Annotated in this window: 17 protein-coding genes; 8 read left to right on the forward strand and 9 right to left on the reverse strand. The window is 43.0% G+C overall.

What is annotated here, in order from left to right; genetic code table 11:
- Positions 1-180 precede the first annotated feature (180 nt).
- On the forward strand, positions 181-1,191 hold the full coding sequence (locus AC1DQW_RS20860; protein WP_477455826.1) for a glutamine synthetase beta-grasp domain-containing protein: 1,011 nt from the start codon (positions 181-183) through the stop codon (positions 1,189-1,191).
- A 68-nt stretch (positions 1,192-1,259) separates the two neighbouring features.
- Here AC1DQW_RS20860 and AC1DQW_RS20865 read toward each other — a convergent pair whose 3' ends face one another.
- Positions 1,260-1,679: a gamma-glutamylcyclotransferase family protein gene (locus AC1DQW_RS20865; protein ID WP_477455827.1), complete on the reverse strand. Its 420-nt coding sequence runs from the start codon at positions 1,677-1,679 to the stop codon at positions 1,260-1,262.
- A 130-nt stretch (positions 1,680-1,809) separates the two neighbouring features.
- Between AC1DQW_RS20865 and AC1DQW_RS20870 the strand changes: the two genes are divergently transcribed.
- From AC1DQW_RS20870 to AC1DQW_RS20880, 3 genes are read left to right on the forward strand one after another with little or no spacing between them, the layout of a single operon-like run.
- Positions 1,810-3,168, forward strand: a complete 1,359-nt coding sequence (locus AC1DQW_RS20870; RefSeq protein WP_477455828.1) for a glutamine synthetase family protein — start codon at positions 1,810-1,812, stop codon at positions 3,166-3,168.
- Positions 3,169-3,223: 55 nt separating this feature from the next.
- A complete protein-coding gene (locus tag AC1DQW_RS20875) occupies positions 3,224-4,261 on the forward strand; it encodes a hypothetical protein (RefSeq protein ID WP_477415346.1) in 1,038 nt (345 codons plus the stop codon).
- A gap of 52 nt (positions 4,262-4,313) precedes the next feature.
- Positions 4,314-5,183 carry an HAD-IIA family hydrolase gene (locus AC1DQW_RS20880; RefSeq protein ID WP_477455829.1) on the forward strand — a complete coding sequence of 290 codons (870 nt, stop codon included), beginning with the start codon at positions 4,314-4,316 and terminating at the stop codon, positions 5,181-5,183.
- Positions 5,184-5,390: 207 nt separating this feature from the next.
- Here AC1DQW_RS20880 and AC1DQW_RS20885 read toward each other — a convergent pair whose 3' ends face one another.
- Positions 5,391-5,792, reverse strand: a complete 402-nt coding sequence (locus tag AC1DQW_RS20885) for a MerC domain-containing protein (RefSeq protein WP_477455830.1) — start codon at positions 5,790-5,792, stop codon at positions 5,391-5,393.
- 141 nt (positions 5,793-5,933) lie between these two features.
- Here AC1DQW_RS20885 and AC1DQW_RS20890 point away from each other — a divergent pair, with 141 nt between their 5' ends.
- The gene (locus AC1DQW_RS20890; protein ID WP_477455831.1) at positions 5,934-6,569 is read left to right on the forward strand and encodes a phosphatase PAP2-related protein; all 636 of its coding nucleotides are present in this window, start codon (positions 5,934-5,936) and stop codon (positions 6,567-6,569) included.
- Positions 6,570-6,610: 41 nt separating this feature from the next.
- Here AC1DQW_RS20890 and AC1DQW_RS20895 read toward each other — a convergent pair whose 3' ends face one another.
- Entirely contained in the window at positions 6,611-8,107 is a 1,497-nt protein-coding gene (locus AC1DQW_RS20895) for a gluconokinase (protein WP_477455832.1), read from the reverse strand.
- 101 nt (positions 8,108-8,208) lie between these two features.
- Between AC1DQW_RS20895 and AC1DQW_RS20900 the strand changes: the two genes are divergently transcribed.
- Positions 8,209-9,003 (forward strand): HipA family kinase, encoded by a 795-nt coding sequence (locus AC1DQW_RS20900; protein ID WP_477455833.1) that lies wholly within the window; start codon positions 8,209-8,211, stop codon positions 9,001-9,003.
- Positions 8,984-9,364 carry a DUF3037 domain-containing protein gene (locus AC1DQW_RS20905; protein WP_477455834.1) on the forward strand — a complete coding sequence of 127 codons (381 nt, stop codon included), beginning with the start codon at positions 8,984-8,986 and terminating at the stop codon, positions 9,362-9,364. The genes AC1DQW_RS20900 and AC1DQW_RS20905 overlap by 20 nt, the downstream gene beginning before the upstream one ends.
- A gap of 5 nt (positions 9,365-9,369) precedes the next feature.
- Here AC1DQW_RS20905 and AC1DQW_RS20910 read toward each other — a convergent pair whose 3' ends face one another.
- Complete coding sequence (locus AC1DQW_RS20910) at positions 9,370-12,108, reverse strand: glycoside hydrolase family 78 protein (RefSeq protein WP_477455835.1); 2,739 nt, start codon at positions 12,106-12,108, stop codon at positions 9,370-9,372.
- A gap of 25 nt (positions 12,109-12,133) precedes the next feature.
- A complete protein-coding gene (locus AC1DQW_RS20915; protein ID WP_477455836.1) occupies positions 12,134-12,907 on the reverse strand; it encodes a polysaccharide deacetylase family protein in 774 nt (257 codons plus the stop codon).
- 352 nt (positions 12,908-13,259) lie between these two features.
- Here AC1DQW_RS20915 and AC1DQW_RS20920 point away from each other — a divergent pair, with 352 nt between their 5' ends.
- Positions 13,260-13,751 (forward strand): DinB family protein, encoded by a 492-nt coding sequence (locus tag AC1DQW_RS20920; protein ID WP_477455837.1) that lies wholly within the window; start codon positions 13,260-13,262, stop codon positions 13,749-13,751.
- Between the two features lie 218 nt (positions 13,752-13,969).
- On the opposite strand, the gene AC1DQW_RS20925 is transcribed toward AC1DQW_RS20920, so the two are convergent.
- The 4 genes from AC1DQW_RS20925 to AC1DQW_RS20940 all read right to left on the reverse strand — a co-directional run bounded on the left by AC1DQW_RS20925 (position 13,970) and on the right by AC1DQW_RS20940 (position 16,998).
- Complete coding sequence (locus AC1DQW_RS20925; protein ID WP_477455838.1) at positions 13,970-14,176, reverse strand: hypothetical protein; 207 nt, start codon at positions 14,174-14,176, stop codon at positions 13,970-13,972.
- A 362-nt stretch (positions 14,177-14,538) separates the two neighbouring features.
- Positions 14,539-15,369, reverse strand: coding sequence for an amidohydrolase family protein (locus AC1DQW_RS20930; protein ID WP_477455839.1), 831 nt, complete (start codon positions 15,367-15,369; stop codon positions 14,539-14,541).
- Positions 15,362-16,207, reverse strand: coding sequence for a fumarylacetoacetate hydrolase family protein (locus AC1DQW_RS20935; RefSeq protein ID WP_477455840.1), 846 nt, complete (start codon positions 16,205-16,207; stop codon positions 15,362-15,364). Before AC1DQW_RS20935 ends, AC1DQW_RS20930 begins: the two co-directional genes overlap by 8 nt.
- A 26-nt stretch (positions 16,208-16,233) precedes the next feature.
- The gene (locus AC1DQW_RS20940) at positions 16,234-16,998 is read right to left on the reverse strand and encodes an SDR family NAD(P)-dependent oxidoreductase (RefSeq protein WP_477455841.1); all 765 of its coding nucleotides are present in this window, start codon (positions 16,996-16,998) and stop codon (positions 16,234-16,236) included.
- Positions 16,999-17,164 lie beyond the last annotated feature (166 nt).

Consider the following 17,164-nt stretch of genomic DNA (forward strand, 5'->3'; position numbering starts at 1 on the left):
CGGTTTCTTAAGTTAAATATTATGTATTTACAGTTAATTAGTGGTGTTTACTGAAAAAAATTATAAAAAAAACATTAAATCATAGTGATTTTTGTAAAAAAGATTTAAATTCGCCTTATTAATTGGCGAGATTAATACAAAAACTATCAATAGAACCCCAACTTTACAAATTAATTAAAAATGGCAACTAAACTCGAGTACATTTGGCTTGATGGGTACAAACCAACACAAAGCCTGCGTAGCAAAACAAAGATCGTAAAAGATTTCAGCGGTAAAGTAGAAGATCTGGATAACTGGAGCTTTGACGGCTCATCAACCGAACAAGCACCAGGTGGCTCATCAGATTGTATCTTAAAACCAGTTTTTGTAGTGCCAGATCCACAAAGAAAAAGTGCTTACCTGGTAATGTGCGAAGTTTTAGATTCAACAGGTAAACCTCATGAGTCAAACGGTCGTGCCCTTATACAGGATGATGATAATGATTTCTGGTTCGGTTTTGAGCAGGAATACTTTTTATGGGATCCTAAAACTAATAAACCACTTGGTTTCCCGGCTGGCGGTTACCCAGGCCCACAAGGTCCATACTATTGCTCTGTAGGCGCAAATAATGCTTACGGCCGCGAAATTGTTGAAGAACACTTAGACGTGTGTTTAGAAGCCGGCTTAAATGTTGAAGGTATTAATGGCGAAGTAGCAGCAGGTCAGTGGGAATTCCAGATTTTTGCTAAAGGCGCTAAAGAAGCTGGTGACCAGATTTGGGTTGCACGTTATTTATTAGAAAGAATTGGCGAAAGCTATGGCGTATCTATCAACTGGCATTGCAAACCGCTTGGTCAATTAGACTGGAACGGTTCTGGTATGCACGCTAACTTCTCAAATACAACTTTACGTACTGCAAACAGCAAAGCTACTTTCGAAGCTATCTGCGAGTCATTCCGTCCTGCGGTTACTGAGTGTATTGCTGTATACGGTGCCGATAACGATCAGCGCTTAACCGGTAAACACGAAACTGCTTCAATTACCGATTTCAGCTATGGTGTATCTGACCGTGGTGCTTCTATCCGTATCCCACTTTACGCTGTTGAGCATAACTGGAGTGGTTACCTTGAAGATCGTCGTCCTAACTCGGCTGCTGATCCATATAAAGTAGCAGCGGTGATTATTAAAACTGTAAAAACAGCTAAAGTTTAATCCCCCACATATACTTCTAATTTTAATTTTCCCCTGGTTGTAAAACACCCAGGGGATTTTTTTATGCCTTATATATCAGCTCTGTTAGTAAGGTGCTGCAAATAATCGCCATTAACTATTTGTGCAAGTTTGTTAACCGGCCAATTATACAGATAAACCCAGCAGGTTACAACTCCATGAGCTGCTTCCACTTCAACCAACTCCCTTACATACTCATGAGGTTGTGGTTCGGCGGGGCCAATGCCCTCGTAATCATCAATTGTTTTCAATATGCTGCCTGGCTCATCCATTAAATAAATACCGCCATGAACATATTGTTGTGTATTTGTATCAGCTATAGCACCCGGGTATTCACCAACATCATAAAGCCTGCCTTTAAATTTGCCCAGCCCCACCGGCGTACAATGTTGCTGCAGATAATTGCCAAACTCATTTCCACTCATGAGCAGCGTTCCATAAACAAATAAATACTGGTTTGTTGTTGACATTAAATAAAACTGTTGCAAACAAAGGTAATACCTAAATCGTATGAATATTTGTAAACACTAAAGGCATTTTTTTATGTTTACACCATAATGGCGGCCTTGCTAAATTGAAACCGGCCTTATATTTTATACCATGAACCACGAACAGATTAAAGCGTATATAGAAGAAAATAACATCCAGAAAATAAAATTTGCATTTGCCGATATTGATGGTGTTTTGCGTGGCAAGGTTATTCATCCTAAAAAATTTATTGAAGGCCTGCAAAGCGGCTATGGCTTTTGCGATGTGGTTTTTGGGTGGGATAGCAGTGATGCCTGTTATGATAACGTAAAGCTTACCGGCTGGCATACCGGTTATCCCGATAAACTTTGCCGTATTGATTTGAATACCCTTCGTAACATACCGTGGCAGGACAATATCCCCTTCTTTTTGGCCGATTATAGCGATCCTAACGGCGATGCACTCCCGGCCTGTCCGCGTAGTTTGTTAAAAAAAATAGTAAAAGAATGTGAAGACCTGGGCTACCACGCCGAATTTGCACAAGAGTTTGAGTGGTTCAACTTCAGGGAAACACCGCAATCCATCAACGACAAGGGCTTTACCAGTATCAATACCCTTACGCCGGGAATGTTTGGCTATTCCATATTACGAACCTCGCAAAACAGCGATTTTTATTACGACCTGTTTAACCTGCTTACGCAATTCAATATCCCGATAGAAGGTTTGCATACCGAAACAGGCCCTGGCGTTTACGAAGCAGCCATTGCTCATGATGAGGTTTTGGCTGCTGCCGATAAAGCTGTACTTTTTAAAACCGCCGTTAAAGAAATTGCTTATAAGCACGGCATTATGGCATCATTTATGGCCAAATGGTCCGAAAACCTGCCTGGCTGCAGCGGCCACATCCACCAAAGCCTTTGGAGTAAAGATAAAGCCGACAACCTGTTTTACAATGCCAATGATCCAAACAAAATGAGCGATCTGCATAAGCATTATCTTGCTGGTCAGTTATACTGCCTGCCGCACCTGCTGCCTATGTATGCCCCAACCATTAACAGTTATAAACGTTTGGTTGAAGGTGCCTGGGCTCCTACCACCATTACCTGGGGGGTAGATAACCGTACCACGGCACTGCGCGTTATAAACACAACACCTGGTTATACCCGGTTAGAAACCCGCATACCAGGTTCAGATACCAACCCTTACCTGGCTATTGCCGCCGCCTTGGCTTCGGGCTTATACGGTATAAAAAATAAATTACCATTAAACATACAGCCTACCGTAGGTAATGGCTATGAGGATAAAAGCAACGGCGTGCTGGCCAAAAACCTGTTTGATGCCGCCACAGATATGCAAAACTCGCCTGTTGCCAGGGAGCTTTTTGGAGAGGGTTTTGTAGAGCACTTCACCCAAACACGCCTGTGGGAGCACCGCCAATATGCAAAACATGTTACGGATTGGGAATTGAAAAGGTACTTTGAGATAATCTGATTATTATTGCGCACATTTGCACCCGCAAAATTCTAATTATAAACCAATTTTAAAAATGGATTATTCCATCATTGTTAAAAAAGCATGGGAAGGTTATGATGCTTCAAAAACCATCAGGCTTATTGAGGATATCAGCGCAATGGTATCTACCAACCATGTGTACCGCATTACTTTTGATGATGATGATATCATCATAGCTAAACTATCTTATTTTGGCAAGTTTGAAAACTTTAAAGAAGATCACCGCATCATCCAAACGTTAGCCAATAACCTGCTTTACCCGTTCGAAAATTTACTTGCCCGTTCCCTGCTTAAAAATAACAGGGTATATATTTACCATTACAAACACGGCAAAACAGATGCCTGGGTGGTTTTTTATAATCCTACCCGCATATTAAACCGCTTACCGCGCAGATTGGACGAAAATCAAATTAAAAAGCTTGGCCAGCAGGTTGGTAAATTTCATAAGGCTTGTTCAAGGGTCAAAAATGTATTACCCAAATCCTCAAAAACGTTACGTACCGATATTTCTGCCTTGATGCACCAGCTGGAAACCAACGAGAAACAGTTTGGCAGCGCCATGCAGGCCGATTTCCTGAAGTATCACTGCGATACCTTTATGAAAAACCGGTCGAAATACAACATGAGCTCGTTCGAGATCATCCCGGTATTCATCGACTGGAACATAGGCAACTTCTCGGTTACTCCAAATCTTGAACTTTATTCGCGCTGGGATTATGACTGGTTCAGGATGAGCTACCGGGTGTTGGATTTTTACTTTTTCAGTCGTGTGGTATCAAACGTAGGAGATCGCACGGTATTTAGCTATGTGATCAATACCATGATGGAAGACAGGTTTATACTGTTCCTGAAAGAATATCACAAGGTAAACCCGCTTACCGCCGATGAGATCAGGTTTATGAAGGAGGCTTACCGCTTTTTTATCCTGAACTATGTAATAAAAGATGGAAAACACTTTTTTAGTGAACAATATGCCCAAAAATTGCAAACAGAGGCCTTTAATACATACCTTCCGTCGGTCGACAGGGACTTTGATGCAGAAAAGATCATCGATGCACTTAAATTAAAATAGGCAATGCTTTAATATTTAAGCATATTGCAGCCTCATTACATCAAACATAAGCATGAAACGAATAGAAAACTTTAAATCCATCGTTGACAGGTATAAAGTTGTTTTTTTTGATGCATTTGGTGTACTCAAAAACTATAAGGGCCTGCTGCCCGGTATAGAGCGCACTTTCGACTACCTGGAACAGCAAAATAAAGAATATTACGTTGTTACCAATGATGCATCACGAAGCCCGGCGCAACTGGCAGAATCATATAATACCAAAGGCCTGCTTGCCATAACTCCCAACAGGATCATATCATCGGGCATGCTTACCAAAGATTATCTTGATTTGAAGGTAAGCGATGGTATTGTGGCCTATTTGGGTACACCCGATTCGGCACATTATATCGATAGCTCGGGTTTGCATACGTTGCCGGTAAGCCAGATAAACGAGGACAATATTGATAAGGTAAACGCCCTGGTATTTTTGGACGACGAAGGCTTTGATTGGTTTGATGACCTGAACAAGGCCGTAAATATTTTACGCAAAAGAACCATACCTGCTATTGTAGCCAATACAGACCGGGCCTATCCACGAACCAAGCACGATGTATCCATTGCCGTTGGTGGTTTGGCCAGCATGATTGAAGCAATTGTTGGCAAAGAGTTTATCCGCTTTGGTAAACCCGATTCGCAGATGTTCATGTTTGCTTATGACCTGCTGCGCGAACAAAGGCCAATCAGCAAAAAAGATATAGTTATGGTTGGCGATACCCTGCAAACCGACATTTTAGGCGGCAATAAATTTGGGCTGGATACAGTCCTGGTGCTATCAGGTAATACCCTGCCTTTTGATGCCGAGAACCGGATAATTGCCACCGGCATTGTCCCCACCTACATTTGCGATTCGGCAGTTGTAGAGTATGGAGAGTTTGGGTTTTAAATTCCAATTGCTATCCTGAGTGGTAAAATTTCGCGAAATTCTGAAGGGGGAATGACAAATCGGCGAAAGACTTACGAAGTTTTAAAAACTTCGTAAGTCTGGGATTCTCCTACTTGCCATGGGTAACTTGTTTCAATATTTCACAGGATGGGCAGTCTGCATACTGTACACCGTGCTTATGGGGTGCCGAAACGAGTTCGGTATGATTTATTTATAACGTGAAGGTTCATGCCTGCACGCACCCACATATCTATAGTTTACATAATGTGCCAAAGCAATTGTTAACCCTCCAACAGGCACAATAAAACTCTCCGTTACACCGGTTAAAAAAGCATGACCAGGTATTATAATAAAAAACCCTGCAACCAATAAAATTAAGGGCATTGGCTTGCGATGATTGCGGAGAAAGGATAAACCTATCGAATACACGCCTATCAGCAGCGCCAAAACAATCATCCCCCACTCTATCCACGGGCGCGTTAAAAAGCCAAGGCCAATTAACGGCAGGCTGGTAAATAATAATGGCACTACGGCGCAATGAATGGCGCATATAGTTGAGGCTGTTATTCCAATGCTATCCAACCGGGCAGAGGTTTTATGAAGATCCATGCTGCAAATATAAATCAAATGCAACAATATTGCTTTTAATATATGGTATTATTTTTGATAAATTAAATTAACATTGTTGTAACATATTTTTAATACAAGCGTCAATAAATTACTTTTGCAGACTATTACTATGATGAAACTGTGACACTGATAGCACTATACAAAATAAAACTTAACTGGCAAAATGCATTTGACACGAGCTTAAAGCGTGTCAGGCTTATTGTAGGTACTATGCTTATTGTGGCCATCCTTAATATTATGCCCTCCTTTTTCAGGAGTATTGAACAAAGACACGGCATGGTATTAAATGACTGGTTCCTGGCTCATTTACCTGCCTTTGATGTATCGGTACCCATTTTTGCCATTATATGGGGCATGGCGATACTCATGATGATAAGGGCACTATACAAACCAGCATTGGGCATGACCTATCTTTGGACACTTATATTTGTTTGTATAGCCCGGTTTATAACTTTGAGTTTTGTAAAACTTGACCCACCTGCTGGGTTAATTCCTTTGGTTGATCCCCTCACAGGCTACTTTTACGGCCATGCAGCTATTACTAAAGATCTTTTCTTTTCGGGTCATACTGCAACGCTGGTTATGATCTACCTTAACCTTGAGCGGAAGAACGATAAGCGTATTGCGCTTGCAGCTACTTTAATTGTAATGCTGCTACTGATGGTTCAACACATCCATTACACTGTAGATATACTTGCGGCACCCGTTATAGTTTACTGTTGTTACCGCTTTACACGTGCGCTCGGCTTCAGGTAAAACAGGGTAAAAACAATGCAACTTAAGTGCATTGGCGTTTACTAAACATCCATATCGTTCATCAGGTGCATCGTTTGTTTTAAATCTTTATAAAGCTTTTTAAATAGCACAAAACGTTTACTGTACATTTTGTGATGTTCTTCATTTGGTTGGATGGCCGTTTGGCTATTAATGTGGCTTAAACTGCTGTAACTTTCAGCATGCAGCACCTGCATGGCCAGGTAAACCGCCCCAACTGCCGATGCATCTTCGGGTTGCGATACCATCAGTTTTTTTCCGGTGATATCAGCCAGTACCTGCGTCCACGTACCCGAGCTTACAAAGCCCCCGCTAATGTTAACCTGGATAATGTTAACCGAGGCATCCTCAACAGTTTTAAGCACATCGTACAAAGCAAAACAAACCCCTTCTAATGCCGCCCTTAAAAAATGCGCCCTGGTGTGTACCGGTTTTATATTAATAAATGCCCCGCTGCTTTTGGTATCCCAAAGGGGGGCCCGCTCTCCATACAAGTAAGGTAAAAACAGCAGGCCATCACTCCCGGCCGGTGCAGTATCAATAGCGTTAAACAGCTCGTCGTAATCTGTTGTGGCAAGTTTATCCTTTTGCAAAAAGTTATTCAGCAGCCAATTAATGGCAATGCCGCCATTATTTACCGCGCCGCCGCATACGTAAGTATTTTGATTAAGCAGGTAATTAAAGGTCATGCCCTCGAAATTGTAAACCGGCTTCGGGCTGGTGATCCTGACGGCTCCGCTGGTTCCAATTGTTAAAGCTGCAATGCCTGGTCCGGTGGTATGGCTCCCCAGGTTGGCGCAGGCCCCGTCACTTGCACCAATAACAAAATTTGTTTTTTGCGGGATGTTAAGCAAGGTTGCTTTATCAGCATCTAAATCGTTACGATAATAAGTAGTGTTCTCCGGGCGCGATAATTTATCAGGAGATATACCTGCCAAAGTACAGGCTTCCCCGCTCCACTCCAGTTTTAAAATATCAAATAGTCCGGTTGCTGATGCAATGGAATAATCTACCTGGAAGCTATTGAACAGGTTAAACCAGATAAACTCTTTTATCGAGATGAACTTATCGGCCCGGGAAAACAGCTCCGGTTTATTAGTACGCATCCACATGAGCTTGCATAGCGGCGACATGGCATGTATTGGCGTACCTGTTATCCGGTAAATCTCTTCTCCTTTTGCCGAATCCCTTAAAGCCTGTGCTATCTTTTCGCTTCGCGCGTCGGCCCAGGTTATCATCGGGGCTAATGGTATTCCAGCCTCATCAACAGGTATAATACTGTGCATGGCGCTGCTAAAGCTTATAGCCTGTGGCCCAAACCCTATCTTAGTGGTAACCTCCTGCAGGCATTCCACAAAAGCATGCCATATCAGTACGGGATCCTGTTCGCTGTAACCGGGTTCGGGACTGTTAATAGCATAATGTTGTTGCGTAACGCCTAATACCTCGCCGGTTAAAGCAACCGCAACAGCCTTTGTGCTGCCTGTGCCAATATCGATACCTAAAATATATGCCTGCATGTTGTTATATACGCCCAAAATAGGATTTATCTTTGGGATGAAGGAAATAAAAAATCGGCTTACTGATTTCTCAAAAATTTGCCCTAATTTTCGCCTTGTCTATGAATTACGCTGAACCACAACTCAGAACCATTAAAGTGATCCGCTATGTAACCCCCCTGCGCGAGGGCGGCTCACTACCGGCCATTGCCGAGGGTGACGATGAGTTTTTATATGTGCTTAAATTTCGCGGCGCCGGGCAGGGTGTTAAAGCCTTAATTGCCGAACTTATTGGCGGCGAAATTGCGCGCCTGCTTGGTTTAAAAGTACCCGAGCTGGTATTTGCCAACCTTGACGAAGCCTTTGGCCGGTCGGAAGCGGATGAAGAGATCCAGGACCTGCTGAAGTTTAGTGTCGGGCTTAACCTTGCCTTACACTATCTTTCGGGTGCTATAACTTACGACCCGGTGGTTAATACCTTAGATGCAAAGCTGGCATCAAAAATAGTATGGCTCGATTGCCTGCTGACCAATGTAGACAGAACCCCGCGCAATACCAATATGCTGATGTGGCATAAGGAGCTCTGGCTTATTGATCATGGCGCTGCCTTGTATTTCCATCACTCCTGGCATAACTGGGAAGAATCAGCTAAAAGACCCTTTGTACAGGTTAAAGACCATGTGCTGCTACCCCAGGCATCAGAATTGGATGTGGTTGATGCTGAGTTTCATGACATTTTAACACCCGAACATATTCGTAATATTGTAAATTTAATTCCTGACGACTGGCTTACAGATGAATCTGGAAATGGTACGCCGGCGGAACGCAGGGAAGTTTACACTCAATTTTTAATAACCCGTATTGCATCATCGGCAATATTTGTAAATGAAGCCAACCATGCCCGATCAACTATTTGAGTATGCCGTAATACGCGTTGTACCAAGGGTAGAGCGCGAGGAGTTTATAAATATCGGCGTTATAGTTTATTGCCCAAAGCAAAAGTTTTTAAAAGCCATGCTGCAGGTTGATGAAGCCAGGATCAGCGCTTTTGCACCTGGTTTGGATCTGGAATGCCTGAAGGATAATATCAACTCGTTTGAAAAAATCACCAATGGCGACTTACTTGCAGGCCCTATAGCCAAACTGGATATAGCCTCCCGTTTTCGCTGGCTTACAGCCACGCGCAGCACCGTGGTACAATCGTCAAAGGTGCATCCGGGTTTGTGTACTGATGCGGAGGCAACACTAAATAGGTTGTTTAACCAGTTGGTTGAATAATATATTTATCTGATTTGCTTTGAGGCAATCTTTTCATTCACCACCACCCAGGGATAATTAAATGTATACTCGCCAGACCCAAGCTGTACAGTAACACCATCAACATCGGTACTGGCGCCGGTTACCGGCTTACCATCCTGTTTTACATCTTCGGGGTGAGCCTTTGGCAGGGTTAAACCCGCTGTTGTATTAGCCGGAATTTTAACGTGCACCTGCATTACACCATCCTTAACTTCCCAGGCCGAAAGCACCTGCCCGTACATGGTTTCGAAAGTGGCTTTGGCAAATGTAAATTTAGGGTTTGGCTGCGGCTTCAGTACAATATACCTGTAGCCAGGCTTGCCAATCTGCAAACCGGTTATGTTCTGGTACATCCAATCGCCAACGGCGCCGTATGAGTAGTGGTTAAAGGAGTTCATACTTTTATCCTGAAAGGTACTATCGGTTTTGATGCCATCCCAGCGTTCCCAAATGGTGGTTGCACCCATTTTTACAGGGTATAACCAGGAGGGATAGGTTTTTTGCAGCAACAGGTCATAAGCCACATTAGCATAGCCGTTTTGTGATAGTACCTGGCACAGGTAAGGTGTACCCAAAAACCCGGTAGACAAGTGGTTGTTACGGCTGCGAACATCCTCAACCAAATAAGCGGCTGCCCTGCTCTTTAAGCTATCGGGCACCAGGTTAAACTTTAAGGCCAGCACATAGCCCGTTTGCGAATCGGCAAATATGCGGCCTGTAGGCGTCATATAGTTATGAATAAATGCTTTTTTTACTTCCTCAAAAACATCGTCATATTTTTTTTCATCGGCAGTATTACCCAAAGCACCGGCAGCCTGGCTAAGTAGTTTTGATGAATACGCGTAAAAAGCCGTAGCTATCATATCCGGATTGGTATAGCCATTAGGTTCCGAAAAATCATAGATGCCGGGACGATAGAATAGCCAGTCGCCAAAAACACTGCCGCCCTTCCAGATCCGGTTCGCGCCGGCTCTTTTGATGATCTTATCAACATAAGCTTTCATACTGGGGTATTGCGTTTGAAGGATGCGTTTATCGGCATAAACCTGGTACATTGTCCAGGGCACAATAACGGCTACATCTCCCCAACCTGCCGAAGTTGTATTATTGGTTTGCAAAACATCGGGCACCACAAAAGGCACGCCTCCATCCGGGAACTGATCTGCCGCGACATCCTTCATCCATTTGGCAAAAAAAGGCGCCACATTCATATTAAATGCTGCCGTACGCGAGAAAACCTGCGCGTCGCCAGTCCAGCCCAAACGCTCATCCCGTTGCGGGCAATCGGTAGGAATATCTAAAAAATTTCCTTTTTGTCCCCATAAAATATTGTGCTGCAGTTTGTTGATCATGGTATCTGAGCAGGTAAATTCGCCGGTTACGCCCATATCTGAGTGCACTACCACCGCGGTAAAGTTGCCGGGTTTCAACTCTCCCGGGAAGCCTTCCACAGCAATATACCGGAAACCCATAAAGGTAAAATGAGGTTCAAATACTTCATCTCCACCGCCTTTCAGGGTATAATTGATTGTTGAAGTAGCTCCACGCAGGTTGGCCGTATAAAACTCACCAAATTTATCCAGCACCTCGGCGTGTTTGATATTGACGGTTGTTCCTGCCGGACCGTTTACTTTAAGGCGGACCCAACCAGTGAGGTTTTGCCCAAAATCGACTATTTGGGTGCCTTTGGCACTTTTAAAAATGGCTATAGGTTTAAGTTCAGCAATCCTGTGTACCGGAACGCTCTCAACTCCTACCAGTGTTTTTTTATCTATATCCACAACGCTTACAGGTGTCCAGGCGGCATCGTTAAATCCTTTATTTGCCCAGCCGGGTATCTCTTTGCGGGCATCATAGTTTTCGCCGTCGTAAATCCCGTTAAGTGTTATGGGGCCGGTTTGGGTGCTTTTCCATGAACTGTCAGAATTGATGTTTTCTACCGTTCCATCAGCATAAGTGATTTGCAATTGACATAGTAAGGCAAGTTTTTTACCCCAAAAGCCCCATTGGTTTTTATAGGCTACAGTTCCTCTGAACCAGCCATCGCCAAGCATAGCCCCAATCACATTATCGCCCTGTTGCAGCATAGCGGTTACGTCATAAACCTGGTATTGCAAGCGTTTTTTATACTCCGTCCAACCCGGGGTGAGCACCTGGTTGCCTGCTTTGCGACCGTTAATGTATAATTCATATAAACCATGCGCGGTTGCATAAGCCCTTGCCGATACTATTTTTTTTGATGCGGTGAATTGTTTACGCAACATTTGGGCAGGTACTTTGCGCAGGCTATCCTGCAGGGGCTGTATCCAGCTGGCCGTCCAGTCGCTTGTGGCAAGCAGGCCGGTTTCAAAATACGCGGGTTTACTCCAGGCCGATGTATGGTTGTGGTTATCCCGGATCTTTACCCGCCAGTAATAACGCGTAGCCGATTTTAAAGCCGTGCCGTTGTAGGTGATCAGTATCGATGAATCGGAAGTTACCTTACCTGTATTCCAAACCGTTTTTGCCGATGAAAAAGAGGCATCAGTTGCAACTGTAATGGTATAGGCCTGCTGTAGTGTGTTATTTTGTGTTGAAACTATCTTCCAGCTTAGCCGGGGATGTGTTATATCGATACCTACCGGGTTTATCAGGTATTCGCACGATAAATTGTCAACAACAAGGCTTTGTGCCATGCATGTAGCCGGCAAAGCAAACAGGAGGTAAAGAAAAATACGTTTCATGGTTATAATTGGAGAACCAAGTATATTAATCATGATTGGCTTTGGCAACCCCATCCATCCCTGCCCGGAAGGTGGTTACCTCAATTTCTTTTTCATGCTGCTTTAAGTATAACAGTAATTGCTTATGGGCAGCTGCAGGCGTAGTAAGATAATCGCCCCCAACGCCATGAAACATTAGTACGCCCGCGCCGCCGCTATGCTGCACCTTCTTTACAAAAGCAATCAGCTCATCGCCGGTAACACCTGTCGGTATTCCCCAGGCAGGTACCAGTAACGGATCGAGCTTTTTAAAATCGGTGATCACCGCATCGGGACCGCCGCCAATGCGGGCGTATTTTACCAGACCCGATTGCCTTAATGAATCAACATATTTAATGCCGCCAACAGTTACTTCGGTACAAGGATAAGCATAAGTACGCGGGCTTGTTTTACCATCTACGGCGAACAGCAGGTTGTTCATTTCTGCAATTTCACGGATCATCGTATAAACCGTATAGTTGGCCGAGTTATTTGCCGGATTGCCTTTAACTGAAGTAAGGAGGCAGGGATGATATAAAGTATGATTAGCCAGCTCGTGCCCTTTTAAAGCTACCTGGCGCCAACGTGGGATGGTAGCCTGCCCGATATTGCCTATAAGGAAAAAAGTTCCTTTAAGCCCCAAAGAATCCAACTGCGGGATAGCAATATTTAATTGAGATGCAAGCGCATCATCATAGGTAAGCATAATGACCGCTTTTTTATGTTGCTGGGCATAGGCGGTAAAATTTAACAGTAAAAAAAACAAGGATATCTTTCTCATAAAGGCGGGTTTAAAACCTCTACTAATATAAGTTAAGCCACCAGTTTTTAGCAAAAAAAAGCTAAAAGCTGAATACACAAAGCTAAAAGCTAAGAAGCTGTTTAAAAATAAATAAAAAGACCGTCATTGCGAGGCACGAAGCAATCCCCAACTTACAGAGTAGCTTCGCAGATCCGACCTACTTAGTTTGGGATTGCTTCATAAGACCTTAATTATCAATTGCAACAGATTGACCTATTTAAAATTAGTTAACAAACTTAATTTAAAGTTTTTTATCTTTTATAAAACCCTGCTGACATAGGGCTGTCATTGGCCGGTTGTTACTTTGAATCATAATCAAAAACAAAAAGCTATGTCAATCATCCCAATGTTATTAAAAGAAATGGAGCAGGAAGCTCAAACCACCCGAAAAATGCTTGAGCGTGTACCAACCGAAAAATTTCAGTGGCAACCACATGAAAAAAGCATGACCGTACAGCACCTGGCAGCACACATTGCCGAGCTACCAGCCTGGGTTACCATGGCGCTTACTACCGACGGACTTGATTTTGCCCGTAACCCCTATAAAGTTGAACCGATAGGCAATACTGCCGACCTGTTAAAGTTTTATGAAAAATCATTGGCAAGCGGTAAAGCCACTTTAGAGAAAGCCGATGAAAAGGAATTTTCTAAAACATGGACGCTGAGCAACGGCGACCAGGTGCTAAATAAATCCACAAAGAGCGAGGTGATCAGGATGACCTATTCGCAAATTGTGCACCACCGGGCGCAGTTAGGCGTGTATTTACGCCTGCTTAATATTCCTATACCAGGCAGCTACGGCCCAAGTGCTGATGAGCATTAATTTTAGTAAGTATCAAGTAATTAGTATCAAGTATCAAGACAGGAAAATACACCTTGCAGATAATGTGGTACCTGACACAAAAGTGAGTATCAAGGCAGGGAAATACCTTGCAATTTTTACTTGATACTTGATACTAAATACTTGATACTCCCCCGATACTAAAAAGACGACTGCCCTTAATTTGGGACAGTCGTCTTTCATTTTGTGCTGTATAAATACTAATGTTTATGCTTGTAAAGCTTATCCTGGTTTATTTCTTCAAGAAAACCATTTTCGTTGATGGCATAGCGGGCATAAGTGGTATCAGTATCAATCCTGTACTTAACTACGTTTTTGGATTTTTTACGCCTTTTAGCACGAATAATGAATACCGGTAAAATGATTACAGCAAGCAGGGCGGCAATTTGGAATAAAATAATATACATGACGTTTTAAATAAATTATTTAGAATGCACATCTAAAACGGTAAATAAAGTAGAACTACTTATCGGTTTAAAATTTCAGCAGCAATCATAACAATCATATAGCTAAATATGTGCCAATAATATACCAACGCCTATTCTTAAGCAATTGTTACTGTTCAATAAAAATAAAGGTAGATGCGGAGTGTGCACATTTGTAAGAAAGTTAGCCCTGACCCCGGTCAGAAACTGCTTACAATGTTTGTAAACCTTATAGATGCCGACATAGGTGACCGGCATAAGGTTGTCAATGAAAAACTTACGAAGCTTTAAGCCAGTAAGCTTAGAATTATCAAAATGAAAGTGGTACTATCAATTTGATATGACTATAAGTTATAGAACGAAACGGCGTTACCGCCAAAAAACAATTCCTGCTCAATAGCAGATAATTTTTCAATAAAGTTGTGCATTACCTGCATGGTACCCTTATAGGCCCCTGCCAGCAGGCAAACCGGCCAGTCGGAACCAAACATGATGCGGTTTGCGCCAAAAGCGTTAAGTACTACATCAAGGTATGGGGTAAAATCTGCAACTTCCCAGTGGGCCCAGTTGGCCTCCGTGAGCATGCCCGAGATTTTACAATATACATTTTGATGTTTGGCTAATGATTCGATATCATTCTGCCAGTCTTTGATTTCCTTAGTTTTGATGGGTGGCTTGGCCATATGATCAACCACAAACTTCTGATCGGGGAAACTACTAACCAATTGTGCCGCATAGGGCAAATGTTCGGGGTATATCAGGATATCATAAGTATAACCATACTTTTGCAGCGCAGAAATACCATTTTGAAAAGCAGGCTGCAGCATATATTGCTTATCCGGTTCGGACTGTAATATATGCCTGAAACCTTTAAGCTGGTTATACTGTCCGTACGCCTCAAGTTGTTCTTCGATGTTATCAGCCATGAGATTAACCCATCCTACTACACCTTTTATAAAAGGGTTTTCGGCAGCCAGCTCTAACAAAAACATCGTTTCGTCATCTGTTTGACTGGCCTGTACTGCTACGCAACCATCTATCCCGTTTTTTTGTAAAACAGGCAACAGTTGGGCAGGTAAAAAATCATTTTTGAGCACCACCATTTCATCATTGATCCAATTGTCCCTGACCGGATCAAACACCCAGAAATGCTGGTGCGAATCTATTTTATCCATATGCTATTACGTTTTGTTTTGATTCACCAAGATTATCAATCCCAAGCTCAACCACATCGCCTGGCTTTAAATAAACAGGAGGTTTCATACCCAGGCCGACACCGGCAGGGGTTCCTGTTGAAATAATATCGCCAGGCAGCAAGGTCATAAACTGGCTGGTATATGATATTATTTGTGGTAAGTTGAATATAAAATTTGAGGTAGTGCCTTTTTGCATGATCTCGCCGTTAACTTTTAACCAAAGGTTGAGGTTATGCGGATCTTCAATTTCATCAACAGTTGCTAAAAACGGGCCGAGCGGTGCAAAGGTATCGCAACCCTTGCCTTTATCCCAGGTGCCGTTACGCTCCAATTGAAACTCGCGCTCAGATACATCATTATGCAATACATATCCTGCAACATAATCCATTGCGCCGGCCTCATCTACATAAGATGCTTTTTTGCCTATAACTACAGCGAGCTCTACTTCCCAGTCTGTTTTTACAGAATTTTTGGGTACAACTATATCATCAAACGGCCCAACTATAGCTGTGGTAGCCTTCATAAAAATTACCGGCTCGGGCGGTAGCGGCGCATTGGTTTCATGGGCGTGATCGGCGTAGTTTAAACCAATGCAGATAATTTTTGACGGACGGGCAATTGGGCTGCCTAAACGCACATCATCCGCAACCTGTGGCAGTTGTGCGTCTTTTATAAAAGCTGCTAAACGGGCAAGTCCATCTGTTTCAAAAAATTGCTCAGTATAATCTTCGCCAAAAGCCGAAGTATCGTATTTTTTATTCTCAAGGATCACTCCTGTTTTTTCTTTGCCGTTTTCGCCAAATCGGATAAGCTTCATATGTTGGTATTGTTAATATCTGTTTTCTAATTGTTTAGGGTAATAAATCCGCCATCGATTGGGTAATCTGTCCCGGTAATAAATCCGGCTTCTTCTGAGCATAAGTAAAGTGCCAATGCAGCTACCTCTTCAGATTTACCCATCCTGCCAATTGGCTGGCTTTTGGAAAGTTTCTCAAAAATCTCAGCTTCCTGCCCGGCATAGTTCTTAGCAATAAAGCCATCTACAAAAGGTGTATGGATCCGTGCCGGCGAAATACAATTACACCTGATATTATCATGCAGAAAATCGCGCGCAACAGATAGCGTCATGGCATGTATAGCACCTTTACTCATCGAGTAGGCAAACCTATCGGTAATGCCAACGCTGGCTGCAATTGATGCAGTATTTAATATAACCCCGCCGCCATTTGCTTTTAACATCGGGATAACAGCGTATAGGCAATTGTATGCACCTTTTACGTTTACATTAAACACTTTCTCAAAGTCGGCAGTGCTGGTGGTATCCGCGCGGCCAATATGCGCTATACCCGCGTTATTAATTAAAATGTCAATTACCCCTATTTGTGTAAAAGTATCCAAAACCTGTTGCTGGTTGCTTACATCGCAGGCATACCCTTTGGCTTTACCGGCTGCAGCTTCAATTTCGCTTACTGTATCGGCCGCAGCTTTATCATTTAGTTCGATGATATGCACAGTAGCGCCCTGCTGCGCAAAAAGTACAGACATGGCCTTACCTATCCCACTGCCGCCGCCGGTTATTACTACTGATTTATTAGTTAGTTTAAACATATTGAGTTTAACGTTTATCTCTTCATATTCACAGTCATCCTGAGGAACGAGGATCTATCAGCGGACTATGCATAATTAATGTGCATAGTGGCGAACAGATGCTTCGCTTCGTTCAGCATGACAAATTTATATTGCCAATTTTTTAAAGCTCTTTTTTTGGAGAGGG

The organism is Mucilaginibacter sp. P5_A4 (assembly GCF_056400605.1).